The following is a 19,114-nucleotide window of genomic DNA, read 5'->3' as shown; positions in this document are numbered from 1 at the left end:
CCTGCTGGCTCGGGCCCGGCCGAAGCCGGAGGGTCGTGGTGAGTGCGTGGATCGCGGCACCGTGCCGGCCGGTGGCGTGGGCGTGGGCGGCAGGAGCCTCAGGAAACGCGCCGGTCGGCCGAGTCGAGGATCTGGGTGACCCACTTCTCCAGCGGGAGGCCGTGCGCGGCGGCGACCTTCGAGTACTTGTCGAGCTGGCCGGTGGACAGCTCGATGGTGAGCGTGGCGACCTCTTCCCGACGTGCGTCGGCGCCCGCCTGCTCGGGCGTGTGGCCCGCCCGCCGCTCACCGGAACGGGCCGTCGCGGCGTCGGGCGTTTCGAGCTGTTCGGCCAGGCTCGCGCGGACCGCCCTGCGGAGTTCGTTGCGCGACCATTTGTGCTGCTGTGCCTTGCGCAGCCAGTAGTCCTGCTCCGGCGGCGACAGCCGGGCCACCTCGGCGTGGTGCGCGAAGCTGAGGTCGGCCCGGCGGCGGTGGTACTCGAAGCGCCGCGCCACCCACGCGTAGTTGCGCAGGGTCTGGTAGTCGAGCCCGGTCCGGTCGATCGCCTCCCGGTACCGCCGGCAGCTGTAGGCGGCCTCTCCGAAGATCAACCAGTCGGCGAGCCACCATGCCGACGAATTGGTCAGCTCGCGCAGACCACTGCCGATCCGCTCCCAGGCCTGCTCCGAGATGTCCCGGGAGAAGACCATCCCGGCCTTGCGCACCGTCGCTTGTCTGCCCAGAAAGGGCAGCACCGTGTTCTCCTGGGCAGGTCTGCTGCCCACGCCCACCGGCTCCATCTGGTATCGGCTCGCGGTTCTCAACGACGCCCTCCACAGCCTAATCTCCCGATCAAGGACCTTCCCCCGCGGTCCGCCCTCCCGGAACCGGCGGGATGCTCAGTCGGCCGCCGCCATGGCCCTCCGCAGGCTCGCCGGACGCATATCGGTCCAATTCTGCTCGACATACTCCAGGCATTCGGCTCTGCCCGCCTCGCCGAATACCACCCGCCAGCCTTCGGGAACGTCGGCGAATACCGGCCAGAGGGAATGCTGTTCCTCGTCGTTGACAACGACGTAGAAGCGGCCTTCCTCGTCATCGAATGGGTTCGTGCTCAACTGCCACCGTCCTTCACCGTAACGAAAAGCGGGATCGATGCTCCAGGGCCGGGCCTGCTCCGGAATCAATGCTCCTGGGCAGGTCGGAAAACGGCGCGGGCCCGGAGCAATGTCCGACCGGCGGTGTCCTGTCGACAGGACACCGGTGAGATCCACAGCGCCCCCTGGAGAGGCGAAGCAACCATAGAATTGGGCTCGTTGACACCGCAAGGGCAGCAGGATCAGCGGTCACTTCGCCAGCGGAGGACATTTCTTGCACTGGGGTCCTGTGTAATCATGGCCGCACTCTCGACCCGAGTCGGGTTCGACCGTATCCGGCCTGGGCCGGACTTCGAACATGGCGATCATGAAGCACGTCCGGCGGTCTGGGCGGATGACCCACCAGGGCCTGAACACTGGTTGTGGCGGCGTCGGACGATTCGCAATATCCGGAGACAGCCGTACAGCGGTGATAGCGCTTGCGGCGCGACGAGGGCAAAGGAATTCTTCATGGACGGACTGGCCGAAGCCGTGCTCGCGGGCGCCTCGCCCGAAAAACTGGCCCAGGAGGAGCTGCCGGGCGAATACCTGGCCTCGTACCTGCACCAAGAGGACGTGGGCATGTTCGCCGGCGTCGAGGACAAGGACGTGCGCCGCTCGCTGCGCGTCGGCCGGGTGCCGATGCCGGAACTGGCGCCGGACGAGGCCCTGGTGGCGGTCATGGCCAGCTCCATCAACTACAACACGGTCTGGTCGGCCATGTTCGAACCGCTGCCCACCTTCGGCTTCCTGCGCCGCTACGCCCGTCAGGGCGGCTTCGCCACCCGGCACGACCAGCCCTACCACGTGCTCGGCTCCGACGCCGCGGGCGTGGTGGTGCGCGTCGGCTCGGGCGTGCGGCACGTGTCGATCGGCGATCACGTGGTCGTCGGGACGGCGTACGCGGACGACCAGGACGCGGCGACGCACGCCGACTCGATGCTCAGCGGCGAGACCCGCGCCTGGGGTTACGAGACCAACTTCGGCGGCCTGGCCCACTACGCGGTGGTGCGCGTCAACCAGCTCATCCCCAAGCCCACACACCTGACGTGGGAGGAGGCCGCGTCCGTGCCGCTGTGCGGCGGCACCGCGTACCGGATGCTGGTCAGCGGCCGGGGCGCCCCCTTCAAGCAGGGCGACATCGTGCTGATCTGGGGCGCGAGCGGAGGTCTCGGCTCCTACGCGGTGCAACTGGTGAAGAACGGCGGCGGCGTGCCGGTCGGCGTGGTCGGCTCCGACGAGAAGGCGGCTCTGGTGCGCAAGCTGGGTTGCGACGTGGTCATCAACCGCACCGAGATCGGCCTGGACGTGCCTCCCCGGACTCCCGAGCAGACCGTCGAGATGGGCAAGCGGCTCGGCCGGCGGATCAGGGCCGAGGTGGGCGAGGACCCTCACGTGGCGTTCGACTACGTCGGCGCGGCCACCTTCGGGATCTCGGTGTTCGCGGTGCGCCGGGGCGGCTCCGTCGTCACCTGCGGTTCCAGCAGCGGGTACCAGCACTCCTACGACAACCGCTACCTGTGGATGAACCTCAAGCGGATCATCGGCAGCCACGGCGCCAGCCTCCAGGAGCAGACGGAGTGCAACCGACTGGTGCAGCTCGGCATGCTGATGCCGGCGCTGTCCACCGCGTATCCCCTTCAGGAGGTCGGCGAGGCCGTCCGGCTGGTGCAGCAGAACCAGCACACGGGCAAGGTCGGTGTCCTCTGCATGGCCCCGAAGAGCGGACTCGGCGTCACCGACTCCGCGTTGCGCGAGCGGATCGGCGCGGACCGGATCACCCCGCTCCTGGATTCCTCCGCGGCGGCACCGGCGTCGGACCGGCCCCTGGCCGCCGAGCGCCCGGTCGGCTGAGACGGGCGAGCACCGCTCGGCCCACCCGCTCCGCGCGGCGATCGGGTGGGCCCGGCGGCCCCGGTCGCCGCCCGGCGGTGGTGACAGAGGGGTGACAGCGACGTGACAGACCCGACGGCGACGGTGGGCCCATGAAGGAATCAGCAACAGCGGTGCCGGAATCCGCTGCTCGGCAGCCGGCGATTCGCGTGCACAACATAGAGAAGTCCTACAAGCAACTGCACGTCCTGCGCGGCGTCGACTTCGAGGTCCGTCCGGGCAGTGTGTTCGCCCTCCTCGGCTCGAACGGAGCGGGCAAGACCACCCTCATCAAGATCCTGTCCACCCTGCTGAAGGCCGACGCCGGCACGGCGGTCGTGAACGGGTTCGACGTGCGGACCGACCCCCTGCGGGTCCGGGAATCCATCAGCCTCACCGGGCAGTTCGCCGCGGTCGACGAGATCCTGTCCGGCCGGGAGAACCTGATCCTGGTCGCCGGCCTGCGGCACATCCGGCAGCCCGGCCAGGTGGCGGACGAACTCCTCGAACGCTTCAACCTGACCGACGCGGGATCGCGACGGGTGGCGACGTACTCGGGAGGCATGCGGCGCCGCCTGGACATCGCCATGAGCCTGATCGGGCAGCCGAAGGTGATCTTCCTCGACGAGCCGACCACCGGTCTCGACCCGAAGGCACGGCTGGACGTGTGGAAGGTCGTCTCGGAACTGACCGACGCCGGGACCACCGTGCTGCTCACCACGCAGTACCTCGAGGAGGCCGAGTACCTCGCCGACCGCATCGCCATTCTCCACCAGGGACGCATCATCGCGAACGGCACCCTCGCCGAGCTGAAGGAGCTGCTCCCGCCCGCGACCGTCGAGTACGTCAAGAAGCAGCCGAGCCTCGAAGAGATCTTCCTCGCGCTCGTGGGAGAAGACACCAGCGACGAGACGACGAGCGGAGCCCGACCGTGAGCACACGTTTCCTGGGAGACGCCCGCGTCCTGCTCGGCCGCTCCATGCGGCACATCGTCCGCAGCGCGGACACGATCGTGACGACCGCCATCACTCCGGTCGCCATCATGCTGCTCATGGTCTACGTGCTGGGCGGGGCCATCGAGACCGGCTCCGACAACTACGTCAACTACATGCTGCCCGGCGTGCTCCTCATCGCGATCGCGACCGGTGTCGCCTACACCGCCGCCCGGCTCTTCACGGACATGAAGAGCGGAATCTTCGAACGGTTCCACTCCATGCCCATCGCGCGTTCGGCCGTGCTGTGGGCCCATGTTCTGACCTCACTCGTCGCCAACGGGCTCTCGGTGCTGATCATCGTGCTGGTGGGCCTGCTGGTCGGGTTCCGTACCTCGGCGGGGGTGCCGGCCTGGCTCGCCGTCATCGGCATCCTCGGCCTGTTCACCCTGGCCCTGACCTGGCTCGCCGTCATCGCCGGTCTGACGGCGAAGTCGGTGGAGGGTTCCGCCGGCTTCTCCTTCCCCCTGATCTTCCTGCCGTTCATCAGCTCGGCCTTCGTGCCCACCAGCACCATGCCGAGCGGCGTGCGCGCCTTCGCCGAGCACCAGCCCGTCACCTCGATCGTCAACACGATCCAGGACCTCTTCGCCCAGCGGCCGGTGGACTCCGACATCTGGATCGCTCTCGCCTGGTGTGTGGGCATCCTCGTGCTCACCTACGTCCTGGCGATGGCCATCTACCGGCGCAAGATCAGCTGATGTGTACGACGGCCACGTCCGCTCGTACCGGTCGGACGTGGCCGAGTCCTTCCCACCCGAGCGATCACAGGAGTCGAACGTGCGGCTTAGCGGCAAAACCGCCATCATCACCGGTGCGGCCCGGGGCATAGGCCGGGCCTGCGCCGTCGCGTTCGCGCGGGAGGGTGCCGGCCTGGTGCTGGTCGATCTCGCCGCCGACCTGCCGGGGGTCCCCTACTCGCTCGGCTCGGCCAGCCAGCTCGCGTACACCGCCGACCTGTGCCACAAGGACGGCGCGATCGTGCTGACCGCCCACGCCGACATCCGCGAGCCCGCCGACGTGACCGCGGTGGCCGAACTGGCGATGGAGCGGTTCGGCGGGATCGACATCCTGGTGAACAACGCCGGCATAGCGGCACCGTCGGGAAAACCGGCCCACGAGATCACGGAGGACGAGTGGCAGTTGATGTTGGACATCGACCTCTCCGGTGCCTGGCGGATGACGAGGTCCGTCGCGACCGCGATGACCAGCAGGCGTTCGGGCAGCATCATCAACGTGTCGTCCACGGCCGGGCTCGTGGGGTACCGCCATTTCGCCGGGTACGTGGTGGCCAAGCACGGCCTGGTGGGCCTGACCAGAGCCACCGCGCTTGACTACGCCCCCATGCACGTCCGGGTCAACGCGGTGTGTCCGGGATCGGTGCGGGACACGGCTTGGGTGGAGGGGCGGATGCTCTCCGAGATCGCCAAGGCGCTCGACGTCCCGGTCGGCGAGCACGAGCCCACGTTCCTCGAGGCGCAGCCGATGAACGCGCTCATCGAACCGGAGGACGTCGCTGCCGCGGCGGTCTTCCTCGCCTCGGACGAGTCACGCCAGATCACTGGCTCCGTGATGTCCGTCGACGGCGGGTTCACGGCCCGATGAGCGCGGCCGACCCGGCGTGGAGCCACGCCGGCAGCTTCCCCCTCACCGGCACCGCCGCCCCTCAGGTGCTGGCCGAGAGGTACGCGGCGATCGTCCGGCGGCACGGCGGCCTCGACGCGCCGGAGACACTGTGGATCGATCGGGTGCCGGCCGGTGCGAGGCACCGCAGGCTGGCCGCCGAGCTCGCCCTGCCGGTGCCCCGGGGGCTGCGGGCGGCCCTCCTGGTCTCGGACGACCGGTGCGACCTCGTGCTCGCTGCGGACCGGGCGGTCGCCGGCCGGCGTGATCTCGACCTGCTCGCATCGGCCGTCGCCGAAGGCGCCGGGCCGGAACCGGACTTCGGCCGCCGCCCGGCCGTGCGCCCCACCACCACCGAGCCGGACTGGGGTCTGGGCGGGACGGCCGGGGGGACCGGTGAATTCGAACTCGGCCCGTGGGCCGCGGATGCCGAGCCGGCCACCTGGCTGACCGCACTCGCCCTCGTCCAGGCCCGCTACCGGGACGACAACGCCGTGGCCGCCGTGCTCGGCACCGGGGCCGTCCAGGTGGCGCGTCCGGTCGAGGGGCCCGTCACCGTCAAGGAGTTGGTGGACCGCTTCCGCTCGCCGACGGCCTCGGCGGACGCGCCGGTCTCGGTGGGACTCGTGATGGCCGCCGACCCGCCGGCGGCGGGCACCTACCGCCCCTGGCTCTCACCCCCCTTCCCGCTCACCGTCGGGGTCGGGCGGGCACGGCTGGTCTACGAGCACGGGGCGGGCGTCAGCGCGCGGATGGCGGCCCAGTTCGTGCGCCACCTCGCCCGGGCGCACCAGCAGGTCGTCGAGTCACCCCGGCTCCTGGCCAAGGACGTCGACCCGTTCGGCGAAGCCGGACGCGGCCATGCCCCCACCCCGCGCGACCTCGCCGTTCGGAGCGCCGTCGACAGCGCGGTGCGGATCGAGGACGCCTTCGCGGCACGGGCCGCCGAGCAGCCGGACGCGGTGGCGCTGTGCTACCAGCAGGAGCGGGTCACCTACCGGGAGCTGGACGCCGCCTCCACTTCTCTGGCCGACGGGCTGCGGCGGATCGGTGTGCGCGCGGGCGACCGGGTCGGGATCTGTCTCGAACGGTCGACGGCCCTGGTGACGACCATGCTCGGGATACTCAAAGCGGGCTGTGCCTTCGTCCCGATGGACCCGTCCTACCCGGCCGAGCGGCTCTCCTACGTCACCACGGACGCCGGACTGGACGTCGTCGTCACCACGCACGAGGAGTTCCCCGGGAAGGCGGGGCTCCGGCTCGTGCACCCGGACGACCTGGCCGGGCAGGGCTCCGACGCGGCGCACCACGCGCCGCCGGCCGCACCCGCCGGCCCGACCGATCCCGCCTACCTCATCTACACGTCCGGTTCCACCGGGCGCCCCAAGGGCGTCGTGGTCCCGCACACCAATGTGATCGCCCTGCTCACGGCCACCCGCGACGACCTGGGCCTCGATCGCGCCGACGTGTGGACCCTGTTCCACTCCAGTGCCTTCGACTTCTCGGTGTGGGAGATCTGGGGCTGCCTGCTCACCGGGGGGCGGCTCGTCGTGGTGCCCTTCTGGGCGTCGCGTTCACCGGCGGAGTTCCACGATCTCCTGGCCGACGAGAAGGTGACCGTACTCAACCAGACACCGTCGGCCTTCTCCCAACTGCTCGCGGTGGACCGGGCGCGGGAGCGGTCACTCGCCGTCCGGCTCGTGGTCTTCGGAGGGGAGCCGCTGGACTCCCGGATGCTGCTGCCGTGGTTCGACCGGTACCCGGAGACCCGGTGCCGTGTGGTCAACATGTTCGGGATCACCGAGACCACGGTGCATGTCACGGCCGAGACGGTCACGCGCGGCTCGGCGCTCGCCGGATCGCGCTCCGTGGGGCGGGCGCTGCCCGGCTGGCAGGTCTACGTCCTGGGCCCCGACGGGGCGCTGTTGCCGCCCGGGGTACGGGGCGAGATCCACGTCGGCGGTGTCGGGGTGGCGCTCGGCTACCTCAACCGGCCGGAGCTCCAGGCGGAGCGGTTCATCGACAACCCGTTCGGCAGCGGGCGGCTCTACCGCAGCGGGGACGAGGGCCGGCTCCGTCCGGACGGCCGGCTCGAACACCTCGGCCGGATCGACAGCCAGGTGAAGGTCCGGGGCTTCCGGATCGAGCTGGACGAGATCCGGACGGTGCTGCTGGAGGACCGTGCGGTGGTCGCGGCGGCCGTGGTGCTCCGCGGCGGCGACGCCGCCACCGTGGGCATCGACGCCTATGTCGTGCTCGACGGTTCGTCGGTGGCCGAGGTCCGCGGACGAGCCGCCCGGATCCTGCCCGACTACATGGTCCCGACCAGCGTGACCGCCGTTCCGGGCATTCCCCTGACCACGAACGGCAAGCTCGACGTGGCGCGGCTCCCGGCTCCGGCCGTGCCGCTCGCGGCACACGACGGCGGTGGTGCCGAGGACTCCGACGACGACCTCGTCCGGGAGTTGCAGGAGGTGTGGAGCACCGTCCTGGGCGTCCGGGTGGGCCCGGACGACGACTTCTTCGACCTGGGCGGAAACTCCCTGCTCGCGGTCCGCATCGCCGCGGGAACGAGCCGGCTCCCGCTGCCGAGGACGTCCATCCGGATGCTCTATCAGCACCGCACCATTCGCCGGCTGGCCTCGGCCGCCCGTGCGGCGGCGGCGTCGGAGGACTGAGCACGGGACCACGAGGTGAGCATGCGTCGCGACACCGGGCGATCACCTTGTGGTCCCGTACCTGTTCCATGACCGCCCGAATCCCTTTGGCGCGTGAACAACCGCCGTAACAAAGCGAGTTGGAACCACTCGACACTCTTGCAACTTCGATGGCCGCTGGGTTTGACTGTATCCGGCCAGTCGATCTCGGTCCGTCAACGGGTGGCGCGAGGATCGGCCGACAAGTCCTGGGCCGGTACAGCTCGCCACTTCTTCATTCTTCGGTTCCAGCTGAGGTGACATGGGGGAAAGCATGAGCGAGGCACCTTCGAGCCGATCGGTTCCACACACCCGGTCGACGGCTCCCACGCACAGGGAAAACAGGCGTCTGAGCCGCGAATCACCACGTGTAAGCGGTGAAGTACTCACCATGCGCGTCGGTTTACAGATTCCCCTGGGACTGAGTTTCGAGACCTGGGAGCGGGCCGGATCCCAATTGGCGGGAATTGTCGACTCGTCCGCCTGGTGGCTAGGGGATTGGCTGGTATACGGAAAGGACAACTACGCCGACCGGTACCAGTTGGGAATCCGCGCGGCCGGACTGAAATATCAGACCTTGCGCAACTACGCATGGGTGTCCCGGCGCTTCAAACTCGTCCGGCGGCGCCATCGGCTGACGTTTCAGCACCACGCCGAGGTCGCTTCACTGCCGCAGGAGGAGCAGGAGCACTGGCTGGACCGGGCCGAGAAGATGGGCTGGACCACGAAACAGTTACGCAACTCGATTCAGCAGACGCGGGACGGCGACTGCCGGCAGATGGGTGTCCGCTCCACGGCACGTCGCCTCGCGGTACCGGACAACCACTTCCAGTGGTGGCACAAGGCCGCGGAGCGGTCGGGAATCGACCTGGAGAAATGGGTGCTGATCACCCTGGACCAGGCGGCCGAGCAGATCCTGGCGGACGACCCCGGCCTGCGCGGCATGGGACGGGCCAAACTCTCCTGATCCGGCACCGCCCGGGCCGCGCGCCGCTGTCCGGGCCGCGCCGCCCCGCCCGCCGGTCGAGCAGGAGCGCGCGCACGGCGTCGACGACCGGACCGAGGCACGAACCACGGCGCGTCCCGCCCCCCCCCGGCCGAACCGGTGTGAATTCGGGATTGGGTAAGGATCGCAGAAATCGTTCACCCGACTGCCGCGCATCCGACGGACTAGGCAGACGTTACTTCGGATATGACCGAGGAAAACGGGGAACTGACGGCGCTTGGCCCGTACACCTGCAGGCCCGGCAGAGCTCACTGTCCGTCACCGGGCGGCGGAACGCCGGCCAGAGGCCGGCGCCCCGTCACTCTCCGTGCGACCACCCCGGTCCTGCGGCGCCTGCGCACCGGGGCGGAGTGACCGGCACCTCGTGTACGAAGAACACACTCACCCCTGGCACACCCCTCCCCGCATGCCGTACGGCGAAGGCTCGTTCCACGCCGCCGGTTCGGGCACGGGCCGGCACCGGGCGCCCGAGCAGGCCTCCCAGGAGACCCTGGTGCCGCCGGAGCCCGGCTGGGACCCGGCCGAGGAGCTGGCGTTCCTGCTCCAGGACGCGATGGCGCAGCAGAGCGGCGTTCCTTCCGCCCCCGACACTTCGGCGCTCGCACCCGCCCCGGGCACACCGCTGAGCAATCTCCAGGAGATCACGGCGGAGCTGCCCCCGTTGAGGGAGTCACCGACGAGTCACCGCAGGGTCCGCAGAGGGAGAAAGGTGAGCCGGCTGCGTGCGGCGAGCCTGTTCGTCGCCGCGCTCGCCGCGGTCATCGCCGCCTCCGTGAGCCTGTTCGGCGGCATGGTGGCCTACGAACCGCTGCGGCTGGCGGCCGTGACCCGGACCCGGGGCAGCATCGTGTCCTGGTGGCCGCTGCTGGTCTACGGGCCCTGGCTGGTGGCCTCGCTGGCGGTTCTGCGGGCGGCGTTGCACCAGCGCCGGGCGGTGCACTCCTGGGCCGTCGTCCTGCTGTTCTCCGCCATCGCGATGTTCCTGTGCGTCGTGGAGGCGCCGCGGACGGTCAGCGACGGTGCGGCGGCGGCCCTGCCCGGCCTGGCCTCGCTGGTCTGCTTCCAGCAGGTCGTCCGGCAGATCACGCTCACCCGTCCGCCCCGGCGGGCGGTGCCGCGGCACCGGCAGCGCGACGCGGTCGCTCCGGGTGACGATCCGTCGGGCAGGGCGGCCGCCGACGCGGTGTCCCTTCCGCAGCAGCGGCAGAACCATCCGCGCTCCGCACGGCCGGGCCCGCGCCCCGGGAAGAGCATCTGAACCGGAGCGCGTGGCAGCGGCCGGGCCGGCCTTCCGCTCGTTCCCGGAGCAGCACGGGAACGTAGTGCGGAAGTCGGTCCCGGCCGTGTTTCCCGGTGGGTCCGCGGGCCGCCGCGCGGGATCAGGACGCCGTCAGGGTCACGTCCTGAGTCTGCTGGGCGTGGAAGCTCGGGAGCGGCACGATGCCCATGGGGCGCAGCTCCATCAGGGTCGCCTCGACGTGGGCCGCGCCGGGCCGGAGGGCGGCCGAGTCGGGCGTGCCGGTGTTGGCCCAGCGGTGCTCCAGTCCGTCGCAGACCGCGCGGGTGCCGCCGACGCCGTACCGGACGGAGGCGTCGCTCTGGCTCAGGGTGGAGCTGACGAAGACCGGACCGGTGCCGCCGGTGCAGCGGTAGGTGCCGGTGAGGGTGACGCTGCCGTCGGCGGCGATGCGGCCGACGGGGTCGACGGTCACCGACTCGGCGTCGAGACGGGCGTCGTGGGGTGCGGCGGGCGCGGCGGGCGCGGTGAGCAGGAGGAGGGCGGCACCGGCGGCCGTGGCGAGGGCGGCGGATCTTGCGCGCATGGGGGTCTCCCGGTCGGTCGGAATGAGGGGATTCCACTGGTACCGGGCGAAGGGGCGGGCGGCAGTGACCGTCACCCCTTCGGTGGCGAGTCCGCTACGGCAGGACGGCGAACCCGTCGAGTTCCACCAGCGCCCGTTCGTCCCAGAGCCGTACGACCTCCACGACCGCCATCGCGGGGTAGTCGCGGCCGGCCAGCTCGCGCCAGGTGCGGCCCAGGCCGGCGGCGTGGGTGCGGTAGGCGGCGACGTCGGTGGCGTAGACGGTGACGCGGGCGAGGTCGGCGGGGGTGCCGCCCGCGGCGCGCAGGGCGGTGAGGAGGTTGGTGAGGGCCTGCTCGAACTGGGCGGGGAGGGTGTCGCCGGTGATCGTGCCGTCGCTGTCCAGGGCGGTCTGCCCGGCGAGGAAGACGACGCGGGTGCCGCTGGCGACGACGGCGTGGGAGAAGCCGGTGGGCCGGGACAGTTCGGGCGGGTTCACTCGCTGTGCGGTCATGCTCCGGTCTCCTCGGTCGTGGCGCGGGGGTGGGTGCGGTACAGCTCCTTGGCGACGATGCCGCGCTGCACCTCGCTCGCGCCCTCGTAGACGCGGGGGGCGCGCACTTCGCGGTAGAGGTGTTCGAGGAGGTGGCCGCGGCGCAGGGCACGGGCGCCGTGGAGCTGGACGGCGCGGTCGACGACGTACTGGGCGGTCTCGGTGGCCAGGAGCTTCGCCATCGCGGCCCGCTTCGGGACGTCCGGGGCGCCCGCGTCGTACGCCGTCGCCGCCGCGTACACCATCAGGCGGGCCGCCTCGGTGCGCAGGGCCATCTCGGCGACCTGGTGGGAGACGGCCTGGAGGTCGCACAGCTTGCCGCCGAAGGCGTCGCGGGCGGCGGTGTGCGCGAGGGTCGCGTCGAGGGCGGCCTGTGCCATGCCGACGGCGAAGGCGCCGACGCTGGGGCGGAACAGGTTGAGGGTGTCCATGGCCACCCGGAAGCCGCGGTCGGGTACGCCCAGCACGTCGTCGGTGGTGACCGGCACGGCGTCGAAAGCAAGGGCGCCGATCGGGTGCGGCGAGAGCATGTCGAGCGGGGTGCCGGTGAGGCCGGGGCGGTCGGCGGGCACGAGGAAGGCGGTGACGCCACGGGCGCCGGCGCCGGGGGTGGTGCGGGCGAACACGGTGTAGAAGTCGGCCTCGGGGGCGTTGGAGATCCAGCACTTCTCACCGGTGAGCCGCCAGGCGGCGGGGCCGTCGGGCTCGGCGGCGACGGGGGTGGCCGACGCCCCCGCCCCGGGCGGCCCGGGGCGGGTGCGCGCCACCGTCTCCGCCCCGTCACCGCGCCGGACGGCAAGCTCGCGCCCGTCGTCCGGACACGCGCCCTCACCGCCCCCGCGCCCCGCAGCGCCGGGCCGGGCACCGTCACCCCGACCCCCGCCACGCCACCGCCCACCACCGGCCTGCGCCCCGTCGGTCCCGGTCCACTCGCCACCGGGCCCGGGCCGGGCGGCAGCGTGTTTCGCGGCGTCCGGGTCTGCCCGCAGCGACAGCGCCGCGGCGTCCGAGCCCGCGTCGGGCTCGCTGAGGGCGAAGGCAGCGACCGCGGTTCCGTCGCTCACCCGGGGGAGCCAGCGGGCCCGCTGGGCCTCGGTGCCGTGGGCGTGCACGGGGTGGGCGCCGAGGCCCTGGAGGGCGAGGGCGGTCTCGGCCTCCGTGCAGGCGTGGGCGAGGGACTCGCGCATCAGGCACAGGTCGAGCGCGCCGGACGTGAACAGGCGGGACAGCAGGCCGAGGGCGCCCAGTTCGGCGACCAGGGCGCGGTTGACGCGGCCCGGCTCGCCCCTGTCGGCGAGCGGGCGCAGCCGTCGCGCGGCGAGGGCGCGCAGCTCTTCGCACCAGGTGACGTGTGCCGGTTCGAGCGAGAATGCGGTCATCGCCGGTCCCTTCCCCTGCCGTCCTGCCCACCGGGCCCACGGCCGAGGCTATCGCGCCCCGTTGACTGTCGTCACCGACACGATACGCTCGTTGCGCGAGCCCACCACGACAAAGGGGGCGAACCGCCATGGCCGACGCGCGCCGCGCGGACCCGCACCGCTCCGCCCATGTCGACACCTTCGCGCGCGACCACCTGCCCCCTCCCGAGCAGTGGCCGCAGCTCCTGTTCGAGCTGCCCGGACTGCGCTACCCGGCCCGGCTGAACTGCGCCGCCGAACTGCTCACCGGCCCGCCCGACGACCGCCCCGCCTTCCGCACCGCCTCCGGGGACACCTGGACCTACGGCGGGCTCCGCGAGCGCGTCGACCGGATCGCGCACGTGCTGACCGGCGACCTCGGTGTCGTCCCGGGCAACCGGGTGCTGCTGCGCGGCCCCACCACCCCGTGGCTGGCCGCGTGCTGGCTGGCGGTGCTGAAGGCGGGCGCGGTGGCGGTCACCGTGCTGGCCCAGCAGCGCCCGCACGAGCTGCGCTCGATCTGCGAGATCGCCCGGGTGCGGCACGCGCTGTGCGACGTCAGGTCCGTCGACGACCTCGCCGGCGCGGGGATCACGGGGCTCGCTATCACGACGTTCGGCGGGGACGCGCCGGACGACCTGCACCGCCGTACGGCGTCCGGCGCGGTGCCCGGCACGCCGTACCGGGCCGTCGACACGGCCGCCGACGACGTGGCGCTGATCGCGTTCACGTCCGGCACCACCGGGCGGCCCAAGGGCTGCATGCACTTCCACCGCGACGTGCTGGCGATCGCGGACACCTTCTCCGAGCACGTGCTGCGGCCGCGCTCCGACGATCTCTTCGCGGGCAGTCCGCCGCTCGGCTTCACCTTCGGGCTCGGCGGGCTCGTCGTCTTCCCCCTGCGGGCCGGGGCGAGCGCCCTGCTGCTCGAACAGGCGGGCCCCCGGCAGCTCCTGCCGGCCGTCGCCGAGCACCGGGTGTCGGTGCTGTTCACCGCGCCGACCGCGTACCGCGCGATGCTCGACGAGCTGGACGCGTACGACCTGGGCAGCCTCCGGCGCTGCGTCTCGGCGGGCGAGAACCTGCCCGCGGCCACCTGGCGCGCCTGGTACGAGCGCACCGGCCTGCGCGTGATCAACGGCATCGGCGCCACCGAGCTGCTGCACATCTTCGTCTCCGCGGCGGACGAGGCCATCAGGCCCGGCACGACGGGTGTTCCGGTGCCGGGGTGGCAGGCGCGCGTGCAGGACGAGCGGGGCAGACCGGTGCCCGACGGGGAGCCGGGGCTGCTGGCGGTGCGCGGGCCGGTCGGGTGCCGCTACCTCGCCGACCCGCGGCAGCGCGAGTACGTGCGGGGCGGCTGGAACGTCACCGGGGACACCTACGTCCGCGAGCCCGACGGGTACTTCCGGTACGTGGCCCGCGCCGACGACATGATCATCTCCGCCGGGTACAACATCGCCGGGCCGGAGGTGGAGGACGCGCTGCTGCGCCATCCCGACGTCGTGGAGGCGGCGGTGGTGGGCCGGCCCGACGGGCGCCGGGGGCAGGTGGTGGTGGCGCACGCGGTGCTGCGCGAGGGGGCCGACCCGGACGCCGACGCGCTGCGCGCGTTCCTGCGGTCGGAGCTGGCGCCGTACAAGTGCCCGCGGGAGATCGTCTTCCGGGACGCGCTGCCGCGCACGGCGACCGGCAAGCTGCAGCGCCACCGGCTCCTGGACGCGCCCGGCCCCGCCGCTCCTCCCGGGGTCCGGCCGGATCCCCTGGGCGGCCGGGCCTGACGCCGACGACATAAGATGATCAACGTGTCCGACCAGCTCCTACAGCACGTACAGCACACCCCGCGGTCCCTCATCGTCACGCTCTACGGCGCCTACGGCCGCTTCGCGCCGGGCCCGGTGCCCGTCGCCGAGCTGATCCGGCTGCTGGCGGCGGTGGGGGTGGACGCGCCCTCCGTGCGCTCGTCGGTGTCCCGGCTGAAGCGGCGCGGGCTGCTGCTGCCCGCCCGTACGGACGAGGGCGCGGCCGGTTACGGACTCTCCGACGAGGCCCGCCAGTTGCTGGAGGACGGTGACCGGCGCGTCTACGCCGCCGCGCCCCACGACGACGAGGGCTGGGTGCTCGCCGTGTTCTCCGTGCCCGAGTCGGAGCGGCAGAAGCGGCACGTGCTGCGCTCGCGCCTGGCCGGTCTCGGCTTCGGCACCGCGGCCCCCGGCGTGTGGATCGCCCCGGCCCGGCTGTACGAGGAGACCCGGCACGCGCTGGGCCGCCTGGGCCTGGACTCCTACGTCGACTTCTTCCGCGGGGAGCACCTGGGTTTCACGCCGACCGCCGAGGCGGTGGGCCGCTGGTGGGACCTGGCCGCGATCGCCAAGGAGCACGAGGCGTTCCTCGACCGGCACGCGCGCGTCCTGCACGCCTGGGAGCGGCGGACCGACACCCCGCCCGAGGATGCGTACCGCGACTACCTCCTCGCCCTGGACTCCTGGCGGCACCTGCCCTACACGGACCCCGGGCTGCCCGCCCGGCTGCTGCCCGGGGACTGGCCCGGCACGCGCTCGGCGGCGGTGTTCCGGGCACTGCACGAGCGGCTGCGCGACGCGGGGGCGCACTACGCGGGCCTGGGTCCCGTCCCCGGAGCGGCCGCACCGCCCGGCCAGTGAGTCGCGTCACATCCCCACGGGATCAGTGAACCCTCAGCCCGCTCAGATCCTCTTCTCAGGTTCGCCTCCTACCGTGCGGACGCATGAGTCTCGCGCGCAACCTGAACCGTGCCCTCACCGCCGCCACCGGCCTCCAGGTCCGCAGAGCGCCCCAGGCGGCCAAGGGGAAACCGAAGGGGAGGCCGACCCCGGAGTCCCCCGCCGCCGGGCCCGCGGCGCGGCCGGGGGCCGCCTACCGATGTCCGACGGCCGAGGAACAGCCGGCCGAACGGCTGCTGCGGCGGCCCGTCTTCATCATCTCCTCCATCCGTTCCGGCTCCACTCTGCTGCGGATGATGACGGGCGCCCACCCGCGGCTGCACGCGCCGCACGAACTGCACATCGGCAAGCTGGAGGTCGCCTGCTCCACCTGGCACTCCGAGCGGGCGATGGGCGAACTCGGCCTGCGCCGCGGCGACCTGGAGCACCTGCTGTGGGACCGCGTCCTGCACCGTGAACTCGTCCGGTCCGGCAAGGACTTCGTGGTCGAGAAGACACCGGCCAACGCCTACCTGTACCACCGCCTGAGGGACTGCTGGCCCGACGCCCGCTTCGTCTTCCTGCTGCGTCACCCCGCGTCGGTCGCGCGGTCCTGGCACGAGAGCGACCCCGTCAAGCGGCCGCACGAGAGGGCCGTGACGGACGTGCTGCGGTACATGACGGCCGTCGAGGAGGCCCGCGCGGCGGACGCCGACGGCTTCACCGTGCGCTACGAGGACATCACCGCCGATCCCGAGCGCGAGATGCGCCGCCTGTGCGCGTACCTCGGCGTCGACTACGCGCCGCAGATGCTGCACTACGGCAAGAAGGGCGACGCCGAGCTGGTCAGGGGTCTGGGCGACTGGCGCGAGAACATCCGCACCGGCACCGTGCAGCCGGGGCGGGCCCTGCCCCCGCGCGACGAGATCCCCGAGCGGCTGCGCCCGATGTGCGCGGCCTGGGGCTACCCGTCCTGACGCGGGCCGTGCAGGGTCAGCCTCGGTCTGGGGGCGTCGGTGCGTCCGGTGCGCGGCGGGCGGCTGCCCGCCCGGTACGGCGCGGGCCAGGGGGCGCCCGGTCCGTCGTAGCCCTGTTCGGCGGCGGCGTGCAGCGTCCAGTGCGGGTCGTAGAGGTGCGGGCGGCCCAGCGCGCACAGGTCGGCGCGTCCGGCCAGGATCAGCGAGTTGACGTCGTCCCAGGAGGAGATGGCGCCGACCGCGATCACCGGGACGCCTGCCTCGTGACGGATGCGGTCCGCGTACGGCGTCTGGTACGACCGGCCGAACTCCGGCCGCTCCTCGGCGACGACCTGCCCCGTGGACACGTCGATCGCGTCGGCACCGTGCGCGGCGAAGGCCCCGGCGATGCGCACCGCCTCCTCGCCGCTGGTGCCGCCCTCGGCCCAGTCGGTGGCGGAGACGCGTACGGTCATGGGCCGCTCGGCGGGCCACACCTCGCGTACGGCGTCGAAGACCTCCAGCGGGAAGCGCAGGCGCCGCTCCAGTGAGCCGCCGTAGGCGTCGGTGCGGTGGTTGGTGAGCGGGGAGAGGAAGCCGGAGAGCAGGTAGCCGTGGGCGCAGTGCAGTTCGAGCAGGTCGAATCCGGCGCGGGCGGCCCGCTCCGCCGCGGCCCGGAACTGCTGCCGTACGTCGGTCAGTTGGGCCCGGGTCAGCTCGCGCGGGGTCTGGCTGCCGGGCCGGTAGGGCAGCGGGGAGGGTGCCACCAGGGGCCAGTTGCCGTCGGGCAGCGGTTCGTCCATGCCCTCCCACATCAGCCGGGTCGAGCCCTTGCGGCCGCTGTGCCCGAGCTGCACGCCGATCGCGGTGCCGGGCGCGCTGTCGTGCACGAAGTCCGTGATCCGCCGCCATGCCCCGCCCTGGCGGCCGGTGTAGAGGCCCGTGCAGCCGGGGGTGATGCGGCCCTCGGCGCTGACGCACACCATCTCGGTCATGACCAGGGCGGCGCCGCCCAGGGCCCGGGCGCCCAGGTGGACCAGGTGGAAGTCGCCGGGGACCCCGTCGTCGGCCGAGTACATGTCCATCGCGGAGACGACGACACGGTTGCGCAGGGTCAGGCCGCGCAGCCGGAACGGTGTGAACATCGGGGGTGTGCCGGGCGGGCAGCCGAACTCGCGCTCGACGGAGTCGGTGAAGCCGGCGTCGCGCAGCCGCAGGTTGCCGTGGGTGACGCGGCGGCTGCGGGTGAGCAGGTTGAAGGCGAACCGGCGGGGCGGCTGGTCCAGGTACCGGTCCAGGTCCTCGAACCACTCCAGGCTGGCCCGGGCCGCCCGCTGCGTGGAGGCGACGACGGGGCGCCGTTCCTCCTCGTAGGCGCCGAGCGCCGCCCGGAGGGTGGGCTGCTCCTCCAGGCAGGCGGCGAGCGCGAGGGCGTCCTCCACGGCGAGTTTGGTGCCGGAGCCGATGGAGAAGTGGGCGGTGTGGGCGGCGTCGCCGAGCAGGACGACGTTGCCGTGCGACCAGCGTTCGTTGACGACCGTGCGGAAGGTGGTCCACGCCGAGTTGTTGGAGCGCAGCGGCCGTCCGCCGAGGGCGTCGGCGAAGACCTTGGCGCACCGGGCGGTGGACTCCGCTTCGTCCAGCGCGTCGAAACCGGCCGCCCGCCAGACCTCCTCGCGCATTTCGACGATGACGGTCGACGCGTCGGGGGCGTAGGGGTAGCCGTGCAGTTGCATCACGCCGTGCTCCGTCTCGGCGATCTCGAAGCGGAAGGCGTCGAAGGCGAAGTCGGCGGCGAGCCAGATGTAGCGGCAGCGGTGGGGGGTGACGTGCGGCCGGAAGACGTCGCGGTGGGCCTCGCGGACGGCGCTGTGCACGCCGTCGGCGGCCACGACCAGGTCGTGGGTGCGCGCGAGCCGCTCGGGGGGCGGGGCCTCGGCGCGGAAGCGGAGGTCCACGCCGAGGTCGCGGCAGCGGTCGTGCAGGATGCCGAGGAGGCGGCGGCGGCCGAGGGCGGCGAAGCGGTGCCCTCGGGAGGTGTGGCGGATGCCCCGGTGGACGATGTCGATGTCGTCCCAGCGGACGAAGTGCGCCTTGAGCGCCTCGTGGACGACGGGGTCGGCGTGCTCGATGCCGCCGAGGGTCTCGTCGGAGAGGACCACGCCGAAGCCGAAGGTGTCGTCGGGGGCGTTGCGTTCGTAGACGGTGACCTCGCGGCCGGGGGCGAGGCGTTTGAGGAGGGCGGCGGTGTAGAGGCCGCCGGGGCCGCCGCCGATGATCGCGGTGCGCAGGGCGCGGCTTGTCTTCGCGGGCGGGTGCGGGTTCGTGGGGGCCGGTCGCGCCCCGCGGCGGAGCCGCTGCTCGACGCGGTCCCGCGCTCCCGGGCCGGCCGCACTCCCCTGGGGCGAGGGCATCCCC

General features: G+C 72.4%; 16 protein-coding genes. 10 read left to right on the top strand and 6 right to left on the bottom strand.

Annotated features, from left to right (window positions below):
* Positions 1 to 98: 98 nt before the first annotated feature.
* Together IG88_RS0119665 and IG88_RS0119660 are read right to left on the bottom strand one after the other, a co-directional pair.
* Positions 99 to 767, bottom strand: coding sequence for an LmbU family transcriptional regulator (locus IG88_RS0119665; protein WP_031042656.1), 669 nt, complete (start codon positions 765 to 767; stop codon positions 99 to 101).
* 114 nt (positions 768 to 881) lie between these two features.
* Positions 882 to 1,100 carry an MbtH family protein gene (locus IG88_RS0119660; protein ID WP_031042654.1) on the bottom strand — a complete coding sequence of 73 codons (219 nt, stop codon included), beginning with the start codon at positions 1,098 to 1,100 and terminating at the stop codon, positions 882 to 884.
* A gap of 489 nt (positions 1,101 to 1,589) precedes the next feature.
* Between IG88_RS0119660 and ccrA the strand changes: the two genes are divergently transcribed.
* The 7 genes from ccrA (at position 1,590) to IG88_RS0119625 (ending at position 10,565) form a co-directional block, all read left to right on the top strand.
* Positions 1,590 to 2,972 (top strand): crotonyl-CoA carboxylase/reductase, encoded by a 1,383-nt coding sequence (gene ccrA / locus IG88_RS0119655; RefSeq protein ID WP_051851967.1) that lies wholly within the window; start codon positions 1,590 to 1,592, stop codon positions 2,970 to 2,972.
* Between the two features lie 131 nt (positions 2,973 to 3,103).
* Complete coding sequence (locus tag IG88_RS0119650; RefSeq protein ID WP_051851966.1) at positions 3,104 to 3,925, top strand: ABC transporter ATP-binding protein; 822 nt, start codon at positions 3,104 to 3,106, stop codon at positions 3,923 to 3,925.
* Positions 3,922 to 4,683 (top strand): ABC transporter permease, encoded by a 762-nt coding sequence (locus IG88_RS0119645; protein ID WP_031042645.1) that lies wholly within the window; start codon positions 3,922 to 3,924, stop codon positions 4,681 to 4,683. Before IG88_RS0119650 ends, IG88_RS0119645 begins: the two co-directional genes overlap by 4 nt.
* A 79-nt stretch (positions 4,684 to 4,762) precedes the next feature.
* Positions 4,763 to 5,587 (top strand): SDR family oxidoreductase, encoded by an 825-nt coding sequence (locus IG88_RS0119640; RefSeq protein ID WP_031042642.1) that lies wholly within the window; start codon positions 4,763 to 4,765, stop codon positions 5,585 to 5,587.
* Positions 5,584 to 8,283: a non-ribosomal peptide synthetase gene (locus IG88_RS0119635; protein ID WP_037836225.1), complete on the top strand. Its 2,700-nt coding sequence runs from the start codon at positions 5,584 to 5,586 to the stop codon at positions 8,281 to 8,283. The genes IG88_RS0119640 and IG88_RS0119635 overlap by 4 nt, the downstream gene beginning before the upstream one ends.
* 409 nt (positions 8,284 to 8,692) lie before the next feature.
* Entirely contained in the window at positions 8,693 to 9,268 is a 576-nt protein-coding gene (locus tag IG88_RS0119630; protein WP_051851965.1) for an LmbU family transcriptional regulator, read from the top strand.
* A 445-nt stretch (positions 9,269 to 9,713) separates the two neighbouring features.
* Entirely contained in the window at positions 9,714 to 10,565 is an 852-nt protein-coding gene (locus IG88_RS0119625) for a DUF2637 domain-containing protein (RefSeq protein WP_031042633.1), read from the top strand.
* Between the two features lie 121 nt (positions 10,566 to 10,686).
* Here IG88_RS0119625 and IG88_RS0119620 read toward each other — a convergent pair whose 3' ends face one another.
* The 3 genes from IG88_RS0119620 to IG88_RS0119610 form a co-directional block, all read right to left on the bottom strand.
* Entirely contained in the window at positions 10,687 to 11,130 is a 444-nt protein-coding gene (locus IG88_RS0119620; RefSeq protein WP_031042631.1) for a DUF6299 family protein, read from the bottom strand.
* A gap of 94 nt (positions 11,131 to 11,224) precedes the next feature.
* Positions 11,225 to 11,623, bottom strand: coding sequence for a RidA family protein (locus tag IG88_RS0119615; protein ID WP_031042628.1), 399 nt, complete (start codon positions 11,621 to 11,623; stop codon positions 11,225 to 11,227).
* Positions 11,620 to 13,041, bottom strand: coding sequence for an acyl-CoA dehydrogenase family protein (locus IG88_RS0119610; RefSeq protein WP_031042625.1), 1,422 nt, complete (start codon positions 13,039 to 13,041; stop codon positions 11,620 to 11,622). The genes IG88_RS0119615 and IG88_RS0119610 overlap by 4 nt, the downstream gene beginning before the upstream one ends.
* A 128-nt stretch (positions 13,042 to 13,169) precedes the next feature.
* Between IG88_RS0119610 and IG88_RS0119605 the strand changes: the two genes are divergently transcribed.
* The 3 genes from IG88_RS0119605 (at position 13,170) to IG88_RS0119595 (ending at position 16,717) form a co-directional block, all read left to right on the top strand.
* A complete protein-coding gene (locus tag IG88_RS0119605) occupies positions 13,170 to 14,840 on the top strand; it encodes an AMP-binding protein (protein WP_051851964.1) in 1,671 nt (556 codons plus the stop codon).
* Positions 14,841 to 14,855: 15 nt separating this feature from the next.
* Complete coding sequence (locus IG88_RS0119600) at positions 14,856 to 15,722, top strand: PaaX family transcriptional regulator C-terminal domain-containing protein (protein WP_031042622.1); 867 nt, start codon at positions 14,856 to 14,858, stop codon at positions 15,720 to 15,722.
* An 83-nt stretch (positions 15,723 to 15,805) separates the two neighbouring features.
* Positions 15,806 to 16,717 carry a sulfotransferase family protein gene (locus IG88_RS0119595; protein WP_031042620.1) on the top strand — a complete coding sequence of 304 codons (912 nt, stop codon included), beginning with the start codon at positions 15,806 to 15,808 and terminating at the stop codon, positions 16,715 to 16,717.
* Here the strand turns inward: IG88_RS0119595 and IG88_RS0119590 are convergent.
* Positions 16,705 to 19,110: a bifunctional salicylyl-CoA 5-hydroxylase/oxidoreductase gene (locus IG88_RS0119590; protein ID WP_031042618.1), complete on the bottom strand. Its 2,406-nt coding sequence runs from the start codon at positions 19,108 to 19,110 to the stop codon at positions 16,705 to 16,707. The two genes, IG88_RS0119595 and IG88_RS0119590, sit on opposite strands and share 13 nt — an antisense overlap.
* Positions 19,111 to 19,114 lie beyond the last annotated feature (4 nt).

Origin of the sequence: Streptomyces sp. NRRL F-5650 (genome assembly GCF_000721365.1) — a bacterium.
GTDB classification, from domain to species: domain Bacteria; phylum Actinomycetota; class Actinomycetes; order Streptomycetales; family Streptomycetaceae; genus Streptomyces; species Streptomyces ardesiacus.
This window is presented reverse-complemented; position numbering and strand designations above follow the sequence as displayed.

Bases quoted from the DNA above. Each gene is read 5' to 3' on its own strand.
- ccrA (WP_051851967.1), top strand. From the start codon at position 1,590: ATGGACGGACTGGCCGAAGCCGTGCTCGCGGGCGCCTCGCCCGAAAAA.
- IG88_RS0119650 (WP_051851966.1), top strand. From the start codon at position 3,104: ATGAAGGAATCAGCAACAGCGGTGCCGGAATCCGCTGCTCGGCAGCCG.
- IG88_RS0119635 (WP_037836225.1), top strand. From the start codon at position 5,584: ATGAGCGCGGCCGACCCGGCGTGGAGCCACGCCGGCAGCTTCCCCCTC.
- IG88_RS0119630 (WP_051851965.1), top strand. From the start codon at position 8,693: ATGCGCGTCGGTTTACAGATTCCCCTGGGACTGAGTTTCGAGACCTGG.
- IG88_RS0119625 (WP_031042633.1), top strand. From the start codon at position 9,714: ATGCCGTACGGCGAAGGCTCGTTCCACGCCGCCGGTTCGGGCACGGGC.
- IG88_RS0119620 (WP_031042631.1), bottom strand. From the start codon at position 11,130: ATGCGCGCAAGATCCGCCGCCCTCGCCACGGCCGCCGGTGCCGCCCTC.
- IG88_RS0119615 (WP_031042628.1), bottom strand. From the start codon at position 11,623: ATGACCGCACAGCGAGTGAACCCGCCCGAACTGTCCCGGCCCACCGGC.
- IG88_RS0119610 (WP_031042625.1), bottom strand. From the start codon at position 13,041: ATGACCGCATTCTCGCTCGAACCGGCACACGTCACCTGGTGCGAAGAG.
- IG88_RS0119605 (WP_051851964.1), top strand. From the start codon at position 13,170: ATGGCCGACGCGCGCCGCGCGGACCCGCACCGCTCCGCCCATGTCGAC.
- IG88_RS0119600 (WP_031042622.1), top strand. From the start codon at position 14,856: ATGATCAACGTGTCCGACCAGCTCCTACAGCACGTACAGCACACCCCG.
- IG88_RS0119595 (WP_031042620.1), top strand. From the start codon at position 15,806: ATGAGTCTCGCGCGCAACCTGAACCGTGCCCTCACCGCCGCCACCGGC.
- IG88_RS0119590 (WP_031042618.1), bottom strand. From the start codon at position 19,110: ATGCCCTCGCCCCAGGGGAGTGCGGCCGGCCCGGGAGCGCGGGACCGC.